Genomic DNA, 15,118 nt, shown 5'->3' on the forward strand with positions numbered 1-15,118 from the left:
AAATTATATAAAACCTTATACCTAATTCAGGTATCTGGTTTTTGTACCCCTTCTTCCACTTCCCAGTGCGAAATCTTTAATCATCCAGAATTCGGAAATCTGCGCTGCATTGAGAAAGATGGAGAACCTTGGTTCGTGGGAAAAGATGTGGCAATGGCGTTGGGATATAGTAATACAAGAGATGCATTAAGTCGTCATGTGGATGTCGAAGATAAGGGCGTCGTGAATCACGACACCCCCTCTGGAATCCAGAAAATGACCATTATCAATGAATCCGGTCTCTATTCTCTCATCCTCAGCAGTAAACTTGAATCTGCAAAACGTTTCAAACGCTGGGTAACATCTGAGGTATTGCCGTGTATCCGGAAACATGGTGGATACTTAGAAAATTATTTTTACCTTGTTCTCCTTCATCATTTGCAGTATTCTTATGATATCAAGAATCATTGAAGGAGGAAACATCTATGAAAAAGAAGCTCAAAAAATCACTTATCATTCTTTTGTCTGTTATCATGATCTTCTCACTCCCGATCTCAGCATCAGCAGCCACCAGAAAAGACGTAACAAAAACATACCGCAAATCGGTTACTAAGATGTTAGAAGGATTTGACAGTTATTTTGCTTACTGTTGTGGTAGAAGGCAATATTTCAAATTCGATGATTACGCCAGAACAACCATGGTAACTATGAAAAATTACAATTTGTGGGAGAAAAATATTTCTTACGTAAAGAAAAAAATTCAGCCACAACTGAAGCTTTACTTCAATACTTCTACCGTAAAATTTACGAAATTTACAAAATATGGTATCCCTAGAAATCCTTCTTACTTGCTTTGTAATAAGAATGGTAAGATTGTTTATACTGGCGGTAACTGGGGCGAAGATTCTCCAAATGGTGTCGTAAAAAAGATCATGAAAACAGGTTCCAAGACATACGAAGTAACATATAATCTTTACTTTTATAATTGGATGACCAAGAAAAACTATGGGTATATGGGAACATACAAAATATATTTAAAAAAAGCCAATAACAAAAACGGCTTCATTATTACCAATATCAAACAAACTGTAAATAAAAAGAACTCTCTTTAGTCTTTTCATAGAGGGGCAGATTCCTAAATCGGGGATCTGCTCTTTTTTCGGCCTTGTAATTCGTCCTATAATCCGTTTTTATTTTTCAAGCGAACAAATCCTCGTCTTAACGCTTTCAATCCCTTTACAGATCAAATACGTACTCACAGGGCAGCTATATATGCAAGTCCCGGTGAAGATGTGAATACTGGATAAATAACAGATAAACGATATGAAAATTTGGCATAAAAGTTCAGAATAAAAAGTAAAAAAAGGCTCATGACTTGTCCGCAAACTGTACCTCTACAGTCTCGACTTATCATGAGCCTTGAAATTCGTCTCTCATATACTACGACAGATGGGTTATTTGCTGAAAAGGTTCCATCGTATATGTAGGATTTTCTCTACGCCATTTTTTCTTGTTCTTTACGCCATTTTTACCCCATTTTTGTAAAAACTTACGTGAAATTACGGTAACTTACGTGAAGTTATTCGCCCTCGGACTTTTTTGTGTCAAATCTCGGGAAATGGCTCAACCATGCGGGTTTCATATTCCTTAAATTTCCCTGAAATCCGGTGTCCCGTACAGGTCATACGGAGTACTCTGGTATACGTAATAATTCAACCAGTTCGTATACAGGTTGTTGGCATGGGCCCTCCAGGTAAGGAGTGGTTTGTTGTTTGGATCGTCATCTTTGTAATAGTTCTTCGGGATTTCAATAGGCAGACCCTTGGCAAGGTCTCTCTTATATTCGCCATCCAAAGTCACGCGGTCGTATTCCGGATGTCCCATAACAAAGATTTTACGTCCTCCCTCTGCCATTGCAAGGAACAGACCAGCCTCTTCGCTTTCCGCCAGGACCGTAAGGTCTTTGCATGCATGGATATCTGCAATAGGAACTTCTGTGTGTCTGGAATGCGGCGCAAGAAATACATCATCAAAGCCCCGGACCAGAGGGATCTTACGGTTCAGTACCCTGTGCTGGAAAAGTCCGAACATTTTCTTATCCAGAGGTTTTTTCTCCAGGCCATAAAAATGATAAAGACTGGCCTGCGCTGCCCAACAGAGAAAGATCGTGGAAGTCACATGCTTCTCAGTCCAATCCATGATCTCAGTCAGCTCATTCCAGTAATCCACTTCCTCAAAAGGCATCTGCTCCACCGGTGCTCCTGTGATGATCATTCCATCAAATTTACGTTTCTTTATATCGGTGAATGTTTCATAAAACTTGTTCAGATGGCTGAGAGATGTATTCTTGGCTTCATGGCTCTCCACAGCCATAAATGTCACATCCACCTGCAGCGGTGTATTGGAAAGAGAACGCAGAAGCTGCAGCTCTGTTTCTTCTTTCAGCGGCATCAGATTCAGGATCAGAATATGGATCGGACGGATATCCTGGTGCATGGCACGTTTTTCGTCCATTACAAATATATTTTCTCTCTCCAGGATCTCCTTTACCGGAAGATCCCCCTGTGTTTTGATCGGCATTGTTTGCCCTCCTTATATATAAAGCGTCTCTTATAAAGGAGCCGCTCGGCTTTTTTCTTCAGATAAAAAGTATCTCCAGTCTGTACGGCCTTTACTGCACTCCGGCAAGTTTCCGAAAATCTTCTTCTGAAAGGATCGGAATCCCCAGTTCTCTTGCCTTTTTGTTTTTGGATGAATTGGACTGGATGTCGTTATTGATCAGATAATTGGTCTTTTTGGTAACTGAACCGGTAACCTTGCCTCCCAGGGATTCGATCAGCTCTTTGGCCTCACTTCGATTTTCAAAGTGCACCAGACTTCCTGTGATCACAAAATTCATTCCTTCAAAGATCTGTTCCTGTTTGGGACTGTCCTCCTGAATATGAAGAAAGCTCATCAGATGATCCAGGCGGCGATCATTATCCTCATCCCTAAAATAAGCTACCAGATTTCCGGCAATGACCGGCCCGATGGTATCAATATCACTGACCTCTTCCAGACTGGCATGACGTATCCTGTCCAGATCATTGTCAAAATGGCGGCAGATCACTTTTGCATTAGCCAGACCGATATTTGCGATCCCAAGACTGTAGATCACTCTTGGAAGTGTAGTCTCTTTCGCCCGTTCCAGACTTTCCATAAGATTATCATAGGATTTCTGCCCAAAGCCTTCCATTTCCACGATCTCATCTTTATACCGGCTGATCTCAAAAATATCGCCAAAGTCATGGATAAATCCCCTGGCAATAAATTTCTCCAGTGTTGCCTCGGAAAGTCCGTCGATATTCATGGCATCCCTGCTTGTAAAAAGCCCAAAGGATTTGATTTTCTTGGCCGGGCACTCCGGATTGACGCAGAAAAGACATTCCACATCGTTTTCTTTCTTCACTACCGTTTCCTGTCCGCAGGCCGGGCAGGTATGCGGGATCGGTGCATTACCGCTTCCGGTCAGATTTTCCGCGATCTGAGGAATGATCATATTTGCTTTGTATACACGAATGGTATCTCCAATCCCCAGCTTCAGTTCCTTCATGATACTGATGTTATGCACACTGGCCCTGCTCACTGTGGTTCCTTCCAGTTCCACCGGCTCAAAAATTGCTACCGGATTGATCAGTCCGGTCCTGGACGGGCTCCACTCAATCTCCAGAAGTCTCGTATCACGCATCTCATCGGCCCATTTAAATGCCATGGCGTTCCTTGGAAACTTGGCCGTAGTTCCCAGAGATTCTCCGTAAGCAATATCATCATACAATGCCACAAGCCCATCTGACGGAAAATCATTGGTCGTAACTGCTTCCGCAAAGTAATCCATCGCTTCATCCAGAGTTTCAGCTGTGACTTTTCGATATTCCACAACCTCAAAGCCCTGTTCATTCAGCCACCGGAACTGCACCTCCCTGGAATTCCGGAAATCTACGCCTTCCGCACTCACTAAAGAAAAAGCATAAAACCGAACGTTTCTCTTCGCTGTAATTTCGTTATTCAGCTGGCGGACAGAACCACTGCAGAGATTTCTGGGATTTTTGTATTTGGCATCTGCATCTCCGATAGTTTCGTTGATCTTTTCAAAATCCGAATAGGTAATGATGGCTTCTCCGCGAAGTACCAGTCTCCCTTTAAAAGAAATTTTCAGAGGTATGTTCTTAAATACTCTGGCATTATTGGTAATAACCTCTCCCACAATACCATTTCCTCTGGTAACTGCCTTTATAAGCTCTCCGTTTTCATAGGTAAGCACGATCGTTAAGCCATCCAGCTTCCAGGATAAAAGTGTAGGATGTTCCCCGATAAACTCTCTCAAAGCTTCTCTCTCTTTGGTCTTATCCAGAGACAGCATCGGTCTCTCATGTTCCTCCTTGGGGAGCTGCTCCACTGCCTCATATCCTACATTAACGGTTGGACTGTCTGCCAGAACGATCCCTGTTTCTTTCTCCAGTGCGCTCAGAGTGTCGTACAGGGCGTCGTACTCCACGTTGGACATGATCTCCCTGTCTTCCTGATAATAGGCCCTGGACGCTTCCCGGAGCTTTTCTCCCAGCTCCTTCATTTTTTTTATGGATGATTCGTTCATGGCTTCCTCCCGTCCTTTTTTCTGATTTTTCGGAGGAAAGCATCTCCTCCAGTTCTTTTCGTTCTTCCGGCCGGATCTCACGATATTTCCCCTCTTCCAGGCCATTAATATACAGATTCATGATCCGAACACGTTTCAGTGTTACGACTTTATATCCGAAATATTCACACATACGACGGATCTGGCGGTTCAGACCCTGGGTAAGGATGATACGAAAACTGTTTTTCCCTGTTTTTGTAACCTTGCAGGGACGTGTGACCGTATCAAGGATCGGCACTCCGCCGCCCATACCACGGATAAATTCTTCTGTCACCGGTTTATTCACGGTCACCTGATATTCCTTTTCATGGTAGTTCCCCGCCTTCATGATACGGTTCACCAGATCTCCTTCATTGGTAAGGAGAAGCAGTCCTTCGGAATCTTTATCCAGCCGTCCTATGGGATAGATCCGCACCGGATAATCCAGATATTCTGTTACTGTCATCTCATTCCGCTGTTGTCTGGTGCTGCAGACAATACCTTTTGGTTTATGAAAAAGAAGCAGGATCTTTTTTTCCTGTTTTTTTACAGGCTTTCCGTCAATACAGATCTCCGCATCCGGAAGGATCTTCATTCCTGTGGAAACCAGTTCTCCATTAGCAGTAACTCTCCCCGCTTCTGTCAGTCGGTCTGCCTCTCTTCTTGAGCAGACTCCTATATCGCTTAAATATTTATTGATTCTGATTTTTTCGTCCATTGTTCTATTATATATTTTTTCCCACGTGTTCGCAACCGGTTATTTTTCTTGTATTTTCTTTCTCATTATTGTATGATAAACAGAAATATACTTAAATATCAGGAGGAAAAACATGTCAGAGCATACTCCACGTATGAACCGGCTGCTGATCTTTGTCGCTGTTTTCCTGTGTCTGATCTGCGGTATTCTCTTTACCCAGTCATCGGCCGGTCCTTTTGAAAGCAGCAGTACTTCCGTAGTTTCCATAAATACCAGCGATATTTCGACTATTGAACCAAGTTCAGATCGCGATCACCATACAGATGCATCGATATCTTCCGGCGCTCCCTCACCTTCCGCCACACCGTCTCCTGTTTCCACAGAGATTCCCGAAACAGAAAAGGTTTCGCCGGAGGCAGAAAACGGAGTCTGGACACCGGATGGCACCAACTGGAAATTTATGGTTGACGGAACCGCCTATACCGGATGGCTTACCGACACAGATGGTCATCGTTATTATTTCAACAAGGACGGAATCATGCAGACCGGCTGGATCACCCTAGGCAAAAAACGTTATTATCTGGACGAAGACGGAATCATGCAGACCGGAACCATCACCGTAAATGGAAAAAAATACTCATTGGCAGCAGACGGTTCACTCAAAAAATGATCTTTCGTTATATCAGGGCAACAAAAATGCAGGTTCTTCCGGAACCTGCATTTTATTAACCCTTATTATTCTAACAGACCACTATAGACATAACCGGTCTGTCCATCATAATCAACCTGTATCCAGTCGCCTTCCTGCCCTTTCTTTTCAACTTCCGTTCCTGCAGAAAAACCACCGATAACCTCACCCTCTGAATCTGCGGAAGCACGAACATTACAATCCTCTGTAACTGTAAGCATTGTTCCTGCATCTGCGGAAGCACTGGCATCTTCACCAAGGCCCTGAAGGAATTCTGCCAGAGAGGGATCACTCTCCTGCGCAACTTCATAGTCCGTCTTTACCTTTGTGATAAGCTCCTGCACATCCTTCTCAGATTCCAGTTTTTTCACATAGGCACTGATATCTGCATCGTCATCAGCACCACCTTTGATCTTCAGATTGCCGTCACTGCCCGTCTCCACATAAAACTGGCTCAGTGCCGGAACCGGAGTCTCAATTCCAGTACAGATATAATTAAAGACTACATAAACGACATACGAATCGTCCGTCAGTCCCTTCTTAGCGTAAACATTCTGTACCTCATACCCATCAATATAATCCCTTGAATTAATCTGCGACTCGTCAGCCGGCGTAAATCCGTCCTCAATCGTCTTAAGTGTTGCAATGTCTTTTTCCCCAAAAGCTTTATAATAGCTCTGAATCAGCTCGGTTACTTCCGTGCTGGCTTTTTCCATGGTTGTCTCCGCATCCGTATCTGCCGCGGAACTGGCGTCTTTCTTCTCGTCTGTCTCCCCATCATTTGCCGGAGAAGAAGGATCATTTTCCTGGTTACTTTGGGCTGTTGTCTGATCTTTATTGGAATTCCCCTTCTTACCTCCAACACAGGCGCGGACGCCAAAGATCAGAACAAGCACGATCACCAGAATGGCTCCGCCTAACATAAAATAGCGAAGGTTATCTGATAACCATTCTCTGAAATCATCCAAGTTCTTGTCCTCCTTATCATAACAACACGCCGGAACAATTCCCACTGTTCCGGGTAACACACCTGAAGGGAATCGAACCCCCGCACATGGTACCGGAAACCACTGCTCTATCCACTGAGCTACAGGTGCATAATGAAAAACATAACTTCTAAATCAGGTATGAAATTATCAAAGTTGGCTTACACTGTCTTTGATTGTAGCACATAAACATAAAATTGTAAAGATTTTTTTAAACAGTGTACATTCATCACACATTTCATATTATTTCCGGTACAGATTCTGAAGTAAACTGTACCAGAAACATATTCATTTATATTTATCACACGAAAATATATAATACGGACTTACCGTATCCAGAACCTGGTAGCCGCCGGCCACCATATCCAGAACAAAATTTTCATCCGGAGGTACCATCACCACATATGTACAGTGAACGGCATCTGCCAGGCTGGAAGTCTTTTTTCCATCGGGGACTTCCGAAGTGATCTGTTTATACAGAACTCTTGCCTTCTTACCTACAGCACCATCCCCTCTGCGTCCGTAGGCCATTTTCAGGGAAGGATCATACACCCGGATATAGGATGCCGTATATTCATCTGCGGCGATCCGCACTTCCTTTCCTTCTCTGTCCTCATTGATCCGGTTACAGATCATTGCGATCTGATCCGGTACCTGCTGGCGGTTATAAACTCTTTCGAAATTTCCTGCTTTTATCATTCCGGTCCCAGAAGCAGCAATAACTCCTGTCAAAACCAGCACCAGGATCACCTGCACGATCCGGTTGCGACTTCTTCGGACAAGCTCTGTAAAACCGCCTGCGATCAGCGGAACCGTAGGTAAAAGCCACAAAACACGCCAGTACACGATTTTTCCTATACATTTCATAATCACCCGTCCGGAAAACGGACAGAAAAACAATACCAGAAGAAAAACGGAATATAAAACCAGACTGAGACTGTTTTTTTTCTTTTTCCCAAAAATCAGTGCACATGCTCCGCCAAGAGCCAGAAGATACGGTATCCAGCCATTTCCCCAGTACATCCTCCACACATTAACTGTCCATGCAATTATTTCTTTCATTATTTTCTCCTATCGGATCATAATATACACAAGTCCAAGAAGCAGCGACGGCAGACAGCACAAAGCCGTACATGCTGCTTTCTGCAGACTGTGAAACCGTACCAGTCCCATGATCAGAAGGATCACCAGCATCATACAGGCCAGAATAATTCCCATGGAAGAAAGGAGGCAGCAAGAAATATCTGCCAGTAAAAGCAGCAGCCATGAATATTCCTGTTCTTTTTCCAGAATGATACCTATGCCAAGATATAGAAGCAGAGGTAGAAAAACCGATGCCAGGCATGCTTTTCCCTGCCAGATACGGATCATCTGAAAATTCTCAGAATTATAAACGGAATATGCCGAAAACCAGATCAGTACCGCACAAAAGATCATAAAGATCCCCCTCGCATGTTCATCCTCCGGAAACCACCGTTTCGCATACTGATACAGAACCAGATATGCCATAAAAATAAAGACTACAGGAAATATCACATGCGCCACAATTGCCGGATGAAGTCCTACAAGAGAACTGATCACTGCAAGAAATATCGGAAACGGCGACAAAACATACCTGCTTGGTAATCGTGTATAGGAATATCCGGTATACGGATTAATGGAAAAAACGGTATCCGTATGGACAGATGTTGTAGCTGTTGCCACATAAAAAGCGTCATCCGCATCCATATGAGCCAAAAATGAAGCAGCCACAAGCTGGAGTAAGATCAGTATTGCAGCTACAACAAAATAAAAAGACATTTTGCCCGTCTTCTCACCATTTCCCGTAAAACCATTCCGTTTTACCAGTGCCAGGACAATCCCCAAAACAGCAGCTGATGCCATTACAGCGGCAAGACTGTATTTCAGGACATGCAATGGCAGTTTAGCCCAGATTGCCGCCAGCGCCAAAATCTCTGCAAAGGAAAACATCATAAGATATCCTGCAAGAAGGTTCATTCCCATCGAACTTTTTTTACTTTTACAGAGAACTACCCCTCCGGCCGCCCACGGAACTGCCAGCAGCCATAAAGCTGCCAGCAGACATTTGATCACCATATTCATTTCTTCTCTCCGGCTTCCTGCTCAAGAATTCCCATCGCAACTTTTTCCGGAGTGATCGGGAGCTCTCTGACACGTACACCTGTTGCATTATAAACCGCATTGGCAATAGCCGGACAAGGTGTATCGATCACAAGTTCACCAATGGATTTTGCACCAAAAGGACCTGTCTTCTCGTAGCTGCTCTCAAACTCGATCCGCACCTTCGGAATATCCATACGGTTGGGGATCTTATACTGCATAAAAGAATTGTTACGGATCTTTCCCTTATCTGTATACTGCACATCCTCATACAGAACCATTCCGATTCCCTGACCGATACCGCCTTCTGCCTGCACTCTGGCAAGATTTGGATTGATCGGAGTTCCACAGTCGATCACGCCCACATAATCAATGACATCGATCTGTCCGGTCTCTTTATCGACCTCCACTTCAGCGGCACCTACCATAAACGGTGGCGGAGAGATCGGAGAAGAATATTCTTTTACAACCTGAAGCTCACTGCAGACTCCACAGGTCGCTTTTCCTGCGATCTGCTGCAGCGTTACCTCTTTTCCGTCTTCTGTGCGGACTTTTTCTCCGTCAAAATCAGAATCCTCTGCAGATACTCCAAGCATCTGTGCGCCAAAAGCGTGGATTCTCTTTCTGAGTTCTCCGCAAGCCTGGATCACGGCATTTCCGGTTGCATAGGTTGTGGAAGATGCATAAGAACCGGAATCATAGGGAGAAATATCTGTATCCACACTGAATACCACGATATTTTTCATATCTGTATCCAGACAGTCTGCTGCCATCTGAGCAAGAATGGTATCACAGCCGGTTCCCATATCAGAACATCCAAGTGCCAGGGTATAGGAACCATCCTCATTTAATTTAATGTCTGCTCCACCGACATCGATCCCTGCAATAGATGAGCCCTGCATGGCCATAGCGATACCGACACCCCGTACTTTGCCGTTACCCATATCACGGAACGGATATTTCTCATCCCATCCGATCATTTCCTTTGCACGGGCGAGGCATTTATCCATGGTACAGCTGCCGTTGATCGGTACATCCGGATATCCCGGAAGTGCCTCTCCCTCCATAGGCATGTTCAGCTCGCGGAATTTTACCGGATCCATCCCCATCTTATGAGCCAGCTCATCTGCTGCGGACTCCACAGCAAAAATACCCTGTGTGGCACCATAGCCACGATAAGCGCCAGCTGCCTGCATATTGGTGTAAACAACATCATAGGCAAAACGGTAGGCTTCCGTATGACGATACAGCGCAATGGATTTATGGCCTGAAAGTCCTACGGTTGTAGGCCCATGCTCTCCATAGGCACCGGTGTTGGAAAGAGTATAAAGATCGATCGCCTTTACAATACCGTTTTCGTCTGCACCCATACGGATATGGACTTCCATCTCATGACGCGGAGAAGACGCGATCATGGATTCCTTTCTGGAAAAAACGATCTTGGACGGACGCCCGGTAACCCATGTTACCAGTGCCGGGAAAACCTCACTGACAGAAGACTGTTTTGCACCAAAGCCCCCGCCGATACGAGGCTTGATCACACGAACTTTGGAAGACGGAATGTTCAGCGCATTTCCTACGATCCTTCGGATATGAAACGGGATCTGGGTGGAAGAAACCACCGTCAGTCTCTGAAAATGGTCCATATAACAGTAGGTACGGAAGGTCTCCATCATGGTCTGCTGATTTGCCTTTGTGTGGTAAACCTGGTCTACTTTATACGCACATTTTTCCAGCATGGCATCCACATCACCCACTTCTTCTACATTGGAGGAACAGAGATTACGCTTATTATCTCCGCCAACCGGGATCGGCATATACCAGTCATCCTCCGGGTGCACCAGAATGGGATTATCCTTGGCTGTGTGGATATCCAGAACTGCTTCCTCCACACGATATTTTACCTTAATGCGTTTCAAGGCTTTATCTACTGCCTCTTCTGTCTCACCGGCTACGATGGCAACCGGATCCCCTACAAAACGCACATGCTTATCTATGATATAGCGATCCCATGGACTGATCTCCGGCGCTGTCTGCCCGGCCAGGGTAAATCTTTTGTGGGAAACATCCTCATAGGTCAGAACACAGGCAATCCCCTCGATCTTCTTTGCAGCATCTGTCTTGATCTCTTCCACCCAGGCATTGGCATGAGGACTTCTTAAGATCTTGACGATCAGGCAGTCAGAAGGTGCGAGATCATCGGTGTAGACCGGTTTTCCGGTTACCAGCGACATTGCATCTGTTTTTGGCACCGGCTTGTTTACGTATTTCATTTTCCTTCCTCCTGTCCTTTTTTATAGTCGAGAAATTTCAGGATACTTCTGGTCTGTCCCACAAATCCCGAGCAACGGCACAGATTTCCGGAAAGATACTCCAGGATATCCTCTTCTGTGGGATCTTCCAGTTCCTTTAACATGGCAAATACATTCATGATAAATCCCGGATTGCAGAAGCCACACTGCTCTGCTCCCTCATTTGCCATAAAAGCGCCGAATTCCTTTGCTTCCTCCTGCATTCCCTCCAGAGTCACGATCCGTTTCCCGTCTGCGCGGGCAGCCAGCATGGAGCAGGACAGTACCGGACGTTCATCCATCAGCACAGTACAGAGACCACAGTTTGCAGTCTCACAGCCACGTTTTACGCTGTAACAGCTGTTTTTCCGCAGGAAATCCAGAAGCAGTTCATCCGGACGTACCTCTGCCTGCCGTTTTACACCATTCAGCCAGAAAGTGATATTCATTCTGCTCTCCCTCCGATCTCTTCCCAGGCTCTTCTTGTAAGGACTTTCACAAGAAGACTTCTGTATTCTTTTGAAGCACGCATGTTCTTGTCTGTAGAAACATGTTCCGCTGCATATGCGGCAAAAGATGCTGCTGCATCCTTTTTCTGCTGTGCATTCATCTGTACAAAATCTTTTAAGATTTCCTCTTCATCTTCCACGATCATTGCTTTTCCGGGTCTGGCCCCAATGACAGTTCTTGCTTTTCCGTCAATAAGAGCGGCCGCACAGGTGAGCACAGGAAAATCTGTGGAATTGTTCCGCTGACTTAAGTACACACTGTTCAGCGGCTGTTTTTTTACAATGATATTTACCAGGATATCGTTATCCTTTTCCATGGATGCAAACTGTGCCAGCGGAATAGTTCCGCCATTGTACAGCTCCACCCAGGTATCCAGTGCCAGAAACATGGTCAGTACATCGGAAAATCCGAATCTTCCGAAAATACTTCCGCCCACTGTGGCACAGTTTCGAAACTGCACACCCACAATGTGCCGTACACTTTCACGGATAGCACTGTTTGTATAGGCATTCAGCTCTTTGTGGGTTTCCAGCGCATGAAGTGGTGTCATACAGCCGATCACAAATGCTTCTTCTGTTTCTGTAATAGTATCCAGCCCAAGACCTGACAGATCAATGGCTGTCATGATGTTCCGGTTTCCCATTTTCAGCCAGACCATACCGCCCAGCACACAGGCTGTTCTTTTCTGGTTCAGTTCATATGCCTGTTCAAGGCTTTCTGCCTTTACGTAATTCTTTATCTTCAGCATACTTTATTCCCTTCTGAATTCTCATTCTCTTTCTTTACGGCTGTTTTTTCAGCCGAACATTTATTTTAACAGACTGTCAGCTAAATAGCTATTGTTTTTTTCTCTGCTGTTCTGACGCCGCATTAGACAGCGGTCTCCAGAACGATAAACTGATACGGTTTCAAAATGATCTCTTTTTCTGTGATCTCCACAGCTTTCTGATTATTCAGAAGCACCTCTTTTACTTCTCCCGGCAAAGATACCTTCTGTGACTGTGCCTGCATATTTCCCAGGATCAGAAGATTTTTCTCACCGTTTCTTGTATATGCGATCAGATTCTTCTGTTCTTCCTGATATGGAGCGAATGTTCCGTATACAAGCGTTTCTTTATATTCCGGAGCTTTTCTCAGTGCAGTCAGCTTTTTGTAGAAAGAAAGGAGGGAATCACTGTCCGTTAACTGGGACTTTACATTGATCTCCTTATAATTGGGATTGACCCCAAGCCACGGCTCTCCTTCTGAAAATCCCGCATTTTTCTCTGCGCTCCACTGTACCGGAGTTCTGGCATTGTCTCTGGAAAATGCGGAAGCAGCATCAAGCGCTTCTTTTTCACTGCATCCGGCACGGAGCGCTACCTGGTATTCATCGATGGTACTGATGTCATCGATCTGATCCATAGAAGTAAACTCCATATTTTCCATACCGATCTCCTGACCCTGATAAATAAACGGAATTCCCTTCAGCAGAAAATAAACACCTGCCAGGAGCTTCCTTGAATCCGGACAGCGGTCTTCCGGAGAAATATAGTGACAGACACCTCTTGGCTCATCATGATTCTCAATAATGTTGGAGATCATGCCGGTATCCCCAATCTTTTTCTGCGTATGGAAAATACACTTCTTGTACTCTTCCGGAGTCAGGTACGGTTTGGATGCATACCAGCCATCCTCGCTCTTTCCGTAACAGGTTTCTTCAAAATCAAACATGGATGAAAAATATCCGTTTTCTCCGATAAAATCTTTGATCTCATCTTCCTTTTCATTGAAGACCTCTCCTACAGTAAAAGCATCATAGGGATGAAAGCACTTCTCAGCCATCTCTCCCAGAAATTCTCCAATCCCTTCTGCCTCCTCCAGCATCCTCCCGACGCTGCAGAGCCCATCTGCACGATCGGCAGGATAATCGGAAAACGGAAGCTTCTTCTTGATATTGATAATGGCATCAATACGGAATCCGCCAAGCCCTTTTTCCATCCACCAGCGGATGTTTTTGTAGACTTCCTCTCTTACTTCAGGATTCTCCCAGTTGAGATCCGGCTGCTTCTTGTGGAATACATGGAGATACTGTTTATCCGGATGTCCCGGAAGCTCTTCCCATACCAGACCACCGAAATAGCTTCTCCAGTTGCAGGGAGCTTTATCATCCTTTTTGTCCCGGATATAAAAGAAATTTCCATACTTTCCGTCCGGATCCTTAATGGCCTGCTGAAACCACTCATGCTCATCGGAGCAGTGATTTACCACCAGATCCATAAGGATGTACATTTCTCTTTTTTTTGCTTCTGCGATCAGACGATCCATATCCTCCATGGTCCCAAACCTCGGATCAATCGCATAATAATCTGCAATGTCATATCCCTGGTCTGCAAGGGGAGATTTATAGATTGGGGAAAGCCAGAGGATATCTGCTCCCAGTTCCTTAAGATAATCAAGCTTGCTGATGATTCCCGGGATGTCTCCGATCCCGTCTCCGTTGGAATCATAAAAGCTCTTGGGGTATATCTGATATACCACTTTGTCATGCCACCATTTTCGTTTCATCGTAATTCCTCCTATGCCTGTTTGATCATGCAGTACTGCTTCAGATCAAATCCTTTTTTCTGTACAATGCCGTATAATTTAAATCCGAATTTCTCATACATGGAAACATTTGCCGGATTATGGGTTTCCAGAGAGATCATCAGCTTATGCCTGTCCGCATAATCGATCACCTCATCCATCAGCTTTTCAGCAAGACCGTGATGCTGCATCTTCGGCGCCACTGCCAGATAGATCACATGAAGCCTTTCTGCTGTATGAAGCTGGGAAGTCCAGCTGGAATTCAGATAGTCTTTTCCCTGGATGAATTTCCGCAGGGTCGCAAGACTTGGATCCTCTTTGATCAGATAGCCATCTGTTTTCAGAAGGGCAAAAAAATCCACCATCAGATTATGTAAGGCTGCTTCATGCTCCGTTCCGTCGGATACTACCAGGATACTGTTCAGCTCACTGCTGTCTGCATAGATCTCGCAGGTCTCAAAAAACTCCGTAAGATCACAGGTAAAAAGCTCCGGCATCAGCCGTTCTCTGGTATCCCTGTCCGGGATCAGTGCATGATACAGAGGATCCTCCGAAAAACATACGGTCAATATCCGGATCAGCTTATCCAGATCTTCTTCTTTCACTCGGTATAAATTATGGCTTTCCATT

At 44.8% G+C, this 15,118-nt stretch carries 13 protein-coding genes, 1 tRNA gene and 1 pseudogene; 3 read left to right on the top strand and 12 right to left on the bottom strand.

All coding sequences use genetic code 11. The features are described from left to right. Positions 1-108 precede the first annotated feature (108 nt). Positions 109-450, top strand: coding sequence for a BRO-N domain-containing protein (locus EAI83_RS07635; RefSeq protein WP_442853634.1), 342 nt, complete (start codon positions 109-111; stop codon positions 448-450). A gap of 14 nt (positions 451-464) precedes the next feature. Further along, on the top strand, positions 465-1,091 hold the full coding sequence (locus EAI83_RS07640) for a hypothetical protein (RefSeq protein WP_022426063.1): 627 nt from the start codon (positions 465-467) through the stop codon (positions 1,089-1,091). Positions 1,092-1,626: 535 nt separating this feature from the next. Here the strand turns inward: EAI83_RS07640 and metA are convergent. From metA to EAI83_RS07655, 3 genes and pseudogenes are all read right to left on the bottom strand, one after another. Further along, a complete protein-coding gene (gene metA / locus EAI83_RS07645; RefSeq protein ID WP_015524726.1) occupies positions 1,627-2,559 on the bottom strand; it encodes a homoserine O-acetyltransferase MetA in 933 nt (310 codons plus the stop codon). 91 nt (positions 2,560-2,650) lie between these two features. Continuing rightward, positions 2,651-4,612: an NAD-dependent DNA ligase LigA gene (gene ligA, locus EAI83_RS07650; protein WP_022426064.1), complete on the bottom strand. Its 1,962-nt coding sequence runs from the start codon at positions 4,610-4,612 to the stop codon at positions 2,651-2,653. An 85-nt stretch (positions 4,613-4,697) separates the two neighbouring features. Beyond that, positions 4,698-5,348 (bottom strand): annotated as a pseudogene (locus EAI83_RS07655) (pseudouridine synthase); the annotation flags it as partial. 112 nt (positions 5,349-5,460) lie between these two features. On the opposite strand from EAI83_RS07655, the gene EAI83_RS07660 reads away from it, so the two are divergent. After that, positions 5,461-5,997, top strand: a complete 537-nt coding sequence (locus tag EAI83_RS07660) for an N-acetylmuramoyl-L-alanine amidase family protein (RefSeq protein WP_044961109.1) — start codon at positions 5,461-5,463, stop codon at positions 5,995-5,997. A 65-nt stretch (positions 5,998-6,062) separates the two neighbouring features. Here the strand turns inward: EAI83_RS07660 and EAI83_RS07665 are convergent, their stop codons facing one another. From EAI83_RS07665 to EAI83_RS07705, 9 genes are all read right to left on the bottom strand, one after another. Further along, positions 6,063-6,983 (bottom strand): SH3 domain-containing protein, encoded by a 921-nt coding sequence (locus EAI83_RS07665; protein WP_243113460.1) that lies wholly within the window; start codon positions 6,981-6,983, stop codon positions 6,063-6,065. A 57-nt stretch (positions 6,984-7,040) separates the two neighbouring features. Further along, positions 7,041-7,112, bottom strand: a tRNA-Arg gene (locus EAI83_RS07670). Positions 7,113-7,289: 177 nt separating this feature from the next. Continuing rightward, positions 7,290-8,063, bottom strand: a complete 774-nt coding sequence (locus EAI83_RS07675; protein ID WP_118064115.1) for a hypothetical protein — start codon at positions 8,061-8,063, stop codon at positions 7,290-7,292. A 9-nt stretch (positions 8,064-8,072) separates the two neighbouring features. Then, entirely contained in the window at positions 8,073-9,104 is a 1,032-nt protein-coding gene (locus EAI83_RS07680) for a DUF6077 domain-containing protein (protein WP_021978179.1), read from the bottom strand. Then, positions 9,101-11,395, bottom strand: a complete 2,295-nt coding sequence (locus EAI83_RS07685; RefSeq protein ID WP_129974958.1) for a xanthine dehydrogenase family protein molybdopterin-binding subunit — start codon at positions 11,393-11,395, stop codon at positions 9,101-9,103. Before EAI83_RS07685 ends, EAI83_RS07680 begins: the two co-directional genes overlap by 4 nt. Continuing rightward, on the bottom strand, positions 11,392-11,862 hold the full coding sequence (locus tag EAI83_RS07690; protein WP_015524717.1) for a (2Fe-2S)-binding protein: 471 nt from the start codon (positions 11,860-11,862) through the stop codon (positions 11,392-11,394). The genes EAI83_RS07685 and EAI83_RS07690 overlap by 4 nt, the downstream gene beginning before the upstream one ends. After that, a complete protein-coding gene (locus EAI83_RS07695) occupies positions 11,859-12,671 on the bottom strand; it encodes an FAD binding domain-containing protein (RefSeq protein ID WP_022426069.1) in 813 nt (270 codons plus the stop codon). Before EAI83_RS07695 ends, EAI83_RS07690 begins: the two co-directional genes overlap by 4 nt. Before the next feature lie 122 nt (positions 12,672-12,793). Next, positions 12,794-14,470, bottom strand: a complete 1,677-nt coding sequence (locus EAI83_RS07700) for an alpha-glucosidase (RefSeq protein ID WP_129974960.1) — start codon at positions 14,468-14,470, stop codon at positions 12,794-12,796. An 11-nt stretch (positions 14,471-14,481) separates the two neighbouring features. Then, on the bottom strand, positions 14,482-15,117 hold the full coding sequence (locus tag EAI83_RS07705) for a GNAT family N-acetyltransferase (RefSeq protein ID WP_015524714.1): 636 nt from the start codon (positions 15,115-15,117) through the stop codon (positions 14,482-14,484). Position 15,118 lies beyond the last annotated feature (1 nt).

The organism is Blautia sp. aa_0143, from assembly GCF_004167315.1.
GTDB lineage: Bacteria > Bacillota > Clostridia > Lachnospirales > Lachnospiraceae > Blautia_A > Blautia_A fusiformis.

What these genes read in the sequence shown, in the direction of transcription:
- EAI83_RS07640 (WP_022426063.1), top strand. Translation starts at nt 465, where the DNA reads ATGAAAAAGAAGCTCAAAAAATCACTTATCATTCTTTTGTCTGTTATC.
- metA (WP_015524726.1), bottom strand. Translation starts at nt 2,559, where the DNA reads ATGCCGATCAAAACACAGGGGGATCTTCCGGTAAAGGAGATCCTGGAG.
- ligA (WP_022426064.1), bottom strand. Translation starts at nt 4,612, where the DNA reads ATGAACGAATCATCCATAAAAAAAATGAAGGAGCTGGGAGAAAAGCTC.
- EAI83_RS07660 (WP_044961109.1), top strand. Translation starts at nt 5,461, where the DNA reads ATGTCAGAGCATACTCCACGTATGAACCGGCTGCTGATCTTTGTCGCT.
- EAI83_RS07675 (WP_118064115.1), bottom strand. Translation starts at nt 8,063, where the DNA reads ATGAAAGAAATAATTGCATGGACAGTTAATGTGTGGAGGATGTACTGG.
- EAI83_RS07680 (WP_021978179.1), bottom strand. Translation starts at nt 9,104, where the DNA reads ATGAATATGGTGATCAAATGTCTGCTGGCAGCTTTATGGCTGCTGGCA.
- EAI83_RS07685 (WP_129974958.1), bottom strand. Translation starts at nt 11,395, where the DNA reads ATGAAATACGTAAACAAGCCGGTGCCAAAAACAGATGCAATGTCGCTG.
- EAI83_RS07690 (WP_015524717.1), bottom strand. Translation starts at nt 11,862, where the DNA reads ATGAATATCACTTTCTGGCTGAATGGTGTAAAACGGCAGGCAGAGGTA.
- EAI83_RS07695 (WP_022426069.1), bottom strand. Translation starts at nt 12,671, where the DNA reads ATGCTGAAGATAAAGAATTACGTAAAGGCAGAAAGCCTTGAACAGGCA.
- EAI83_RS07700 (WP_129974960.1), bottom strand. Translation starts at nt 14,470, where the DNA reads ATGAAACGAAAATGGTGGCATGACAAAGTGGTATATCAGATATACCCC.
- EAI83_RS07705 (WP_015524714.1), bottom strand. Translation starts at nt 15,117, where the DNA reads ATGGAAAGCCATAATTTATACCGAGTGAAAGAAGAAGATCTGGATAAG.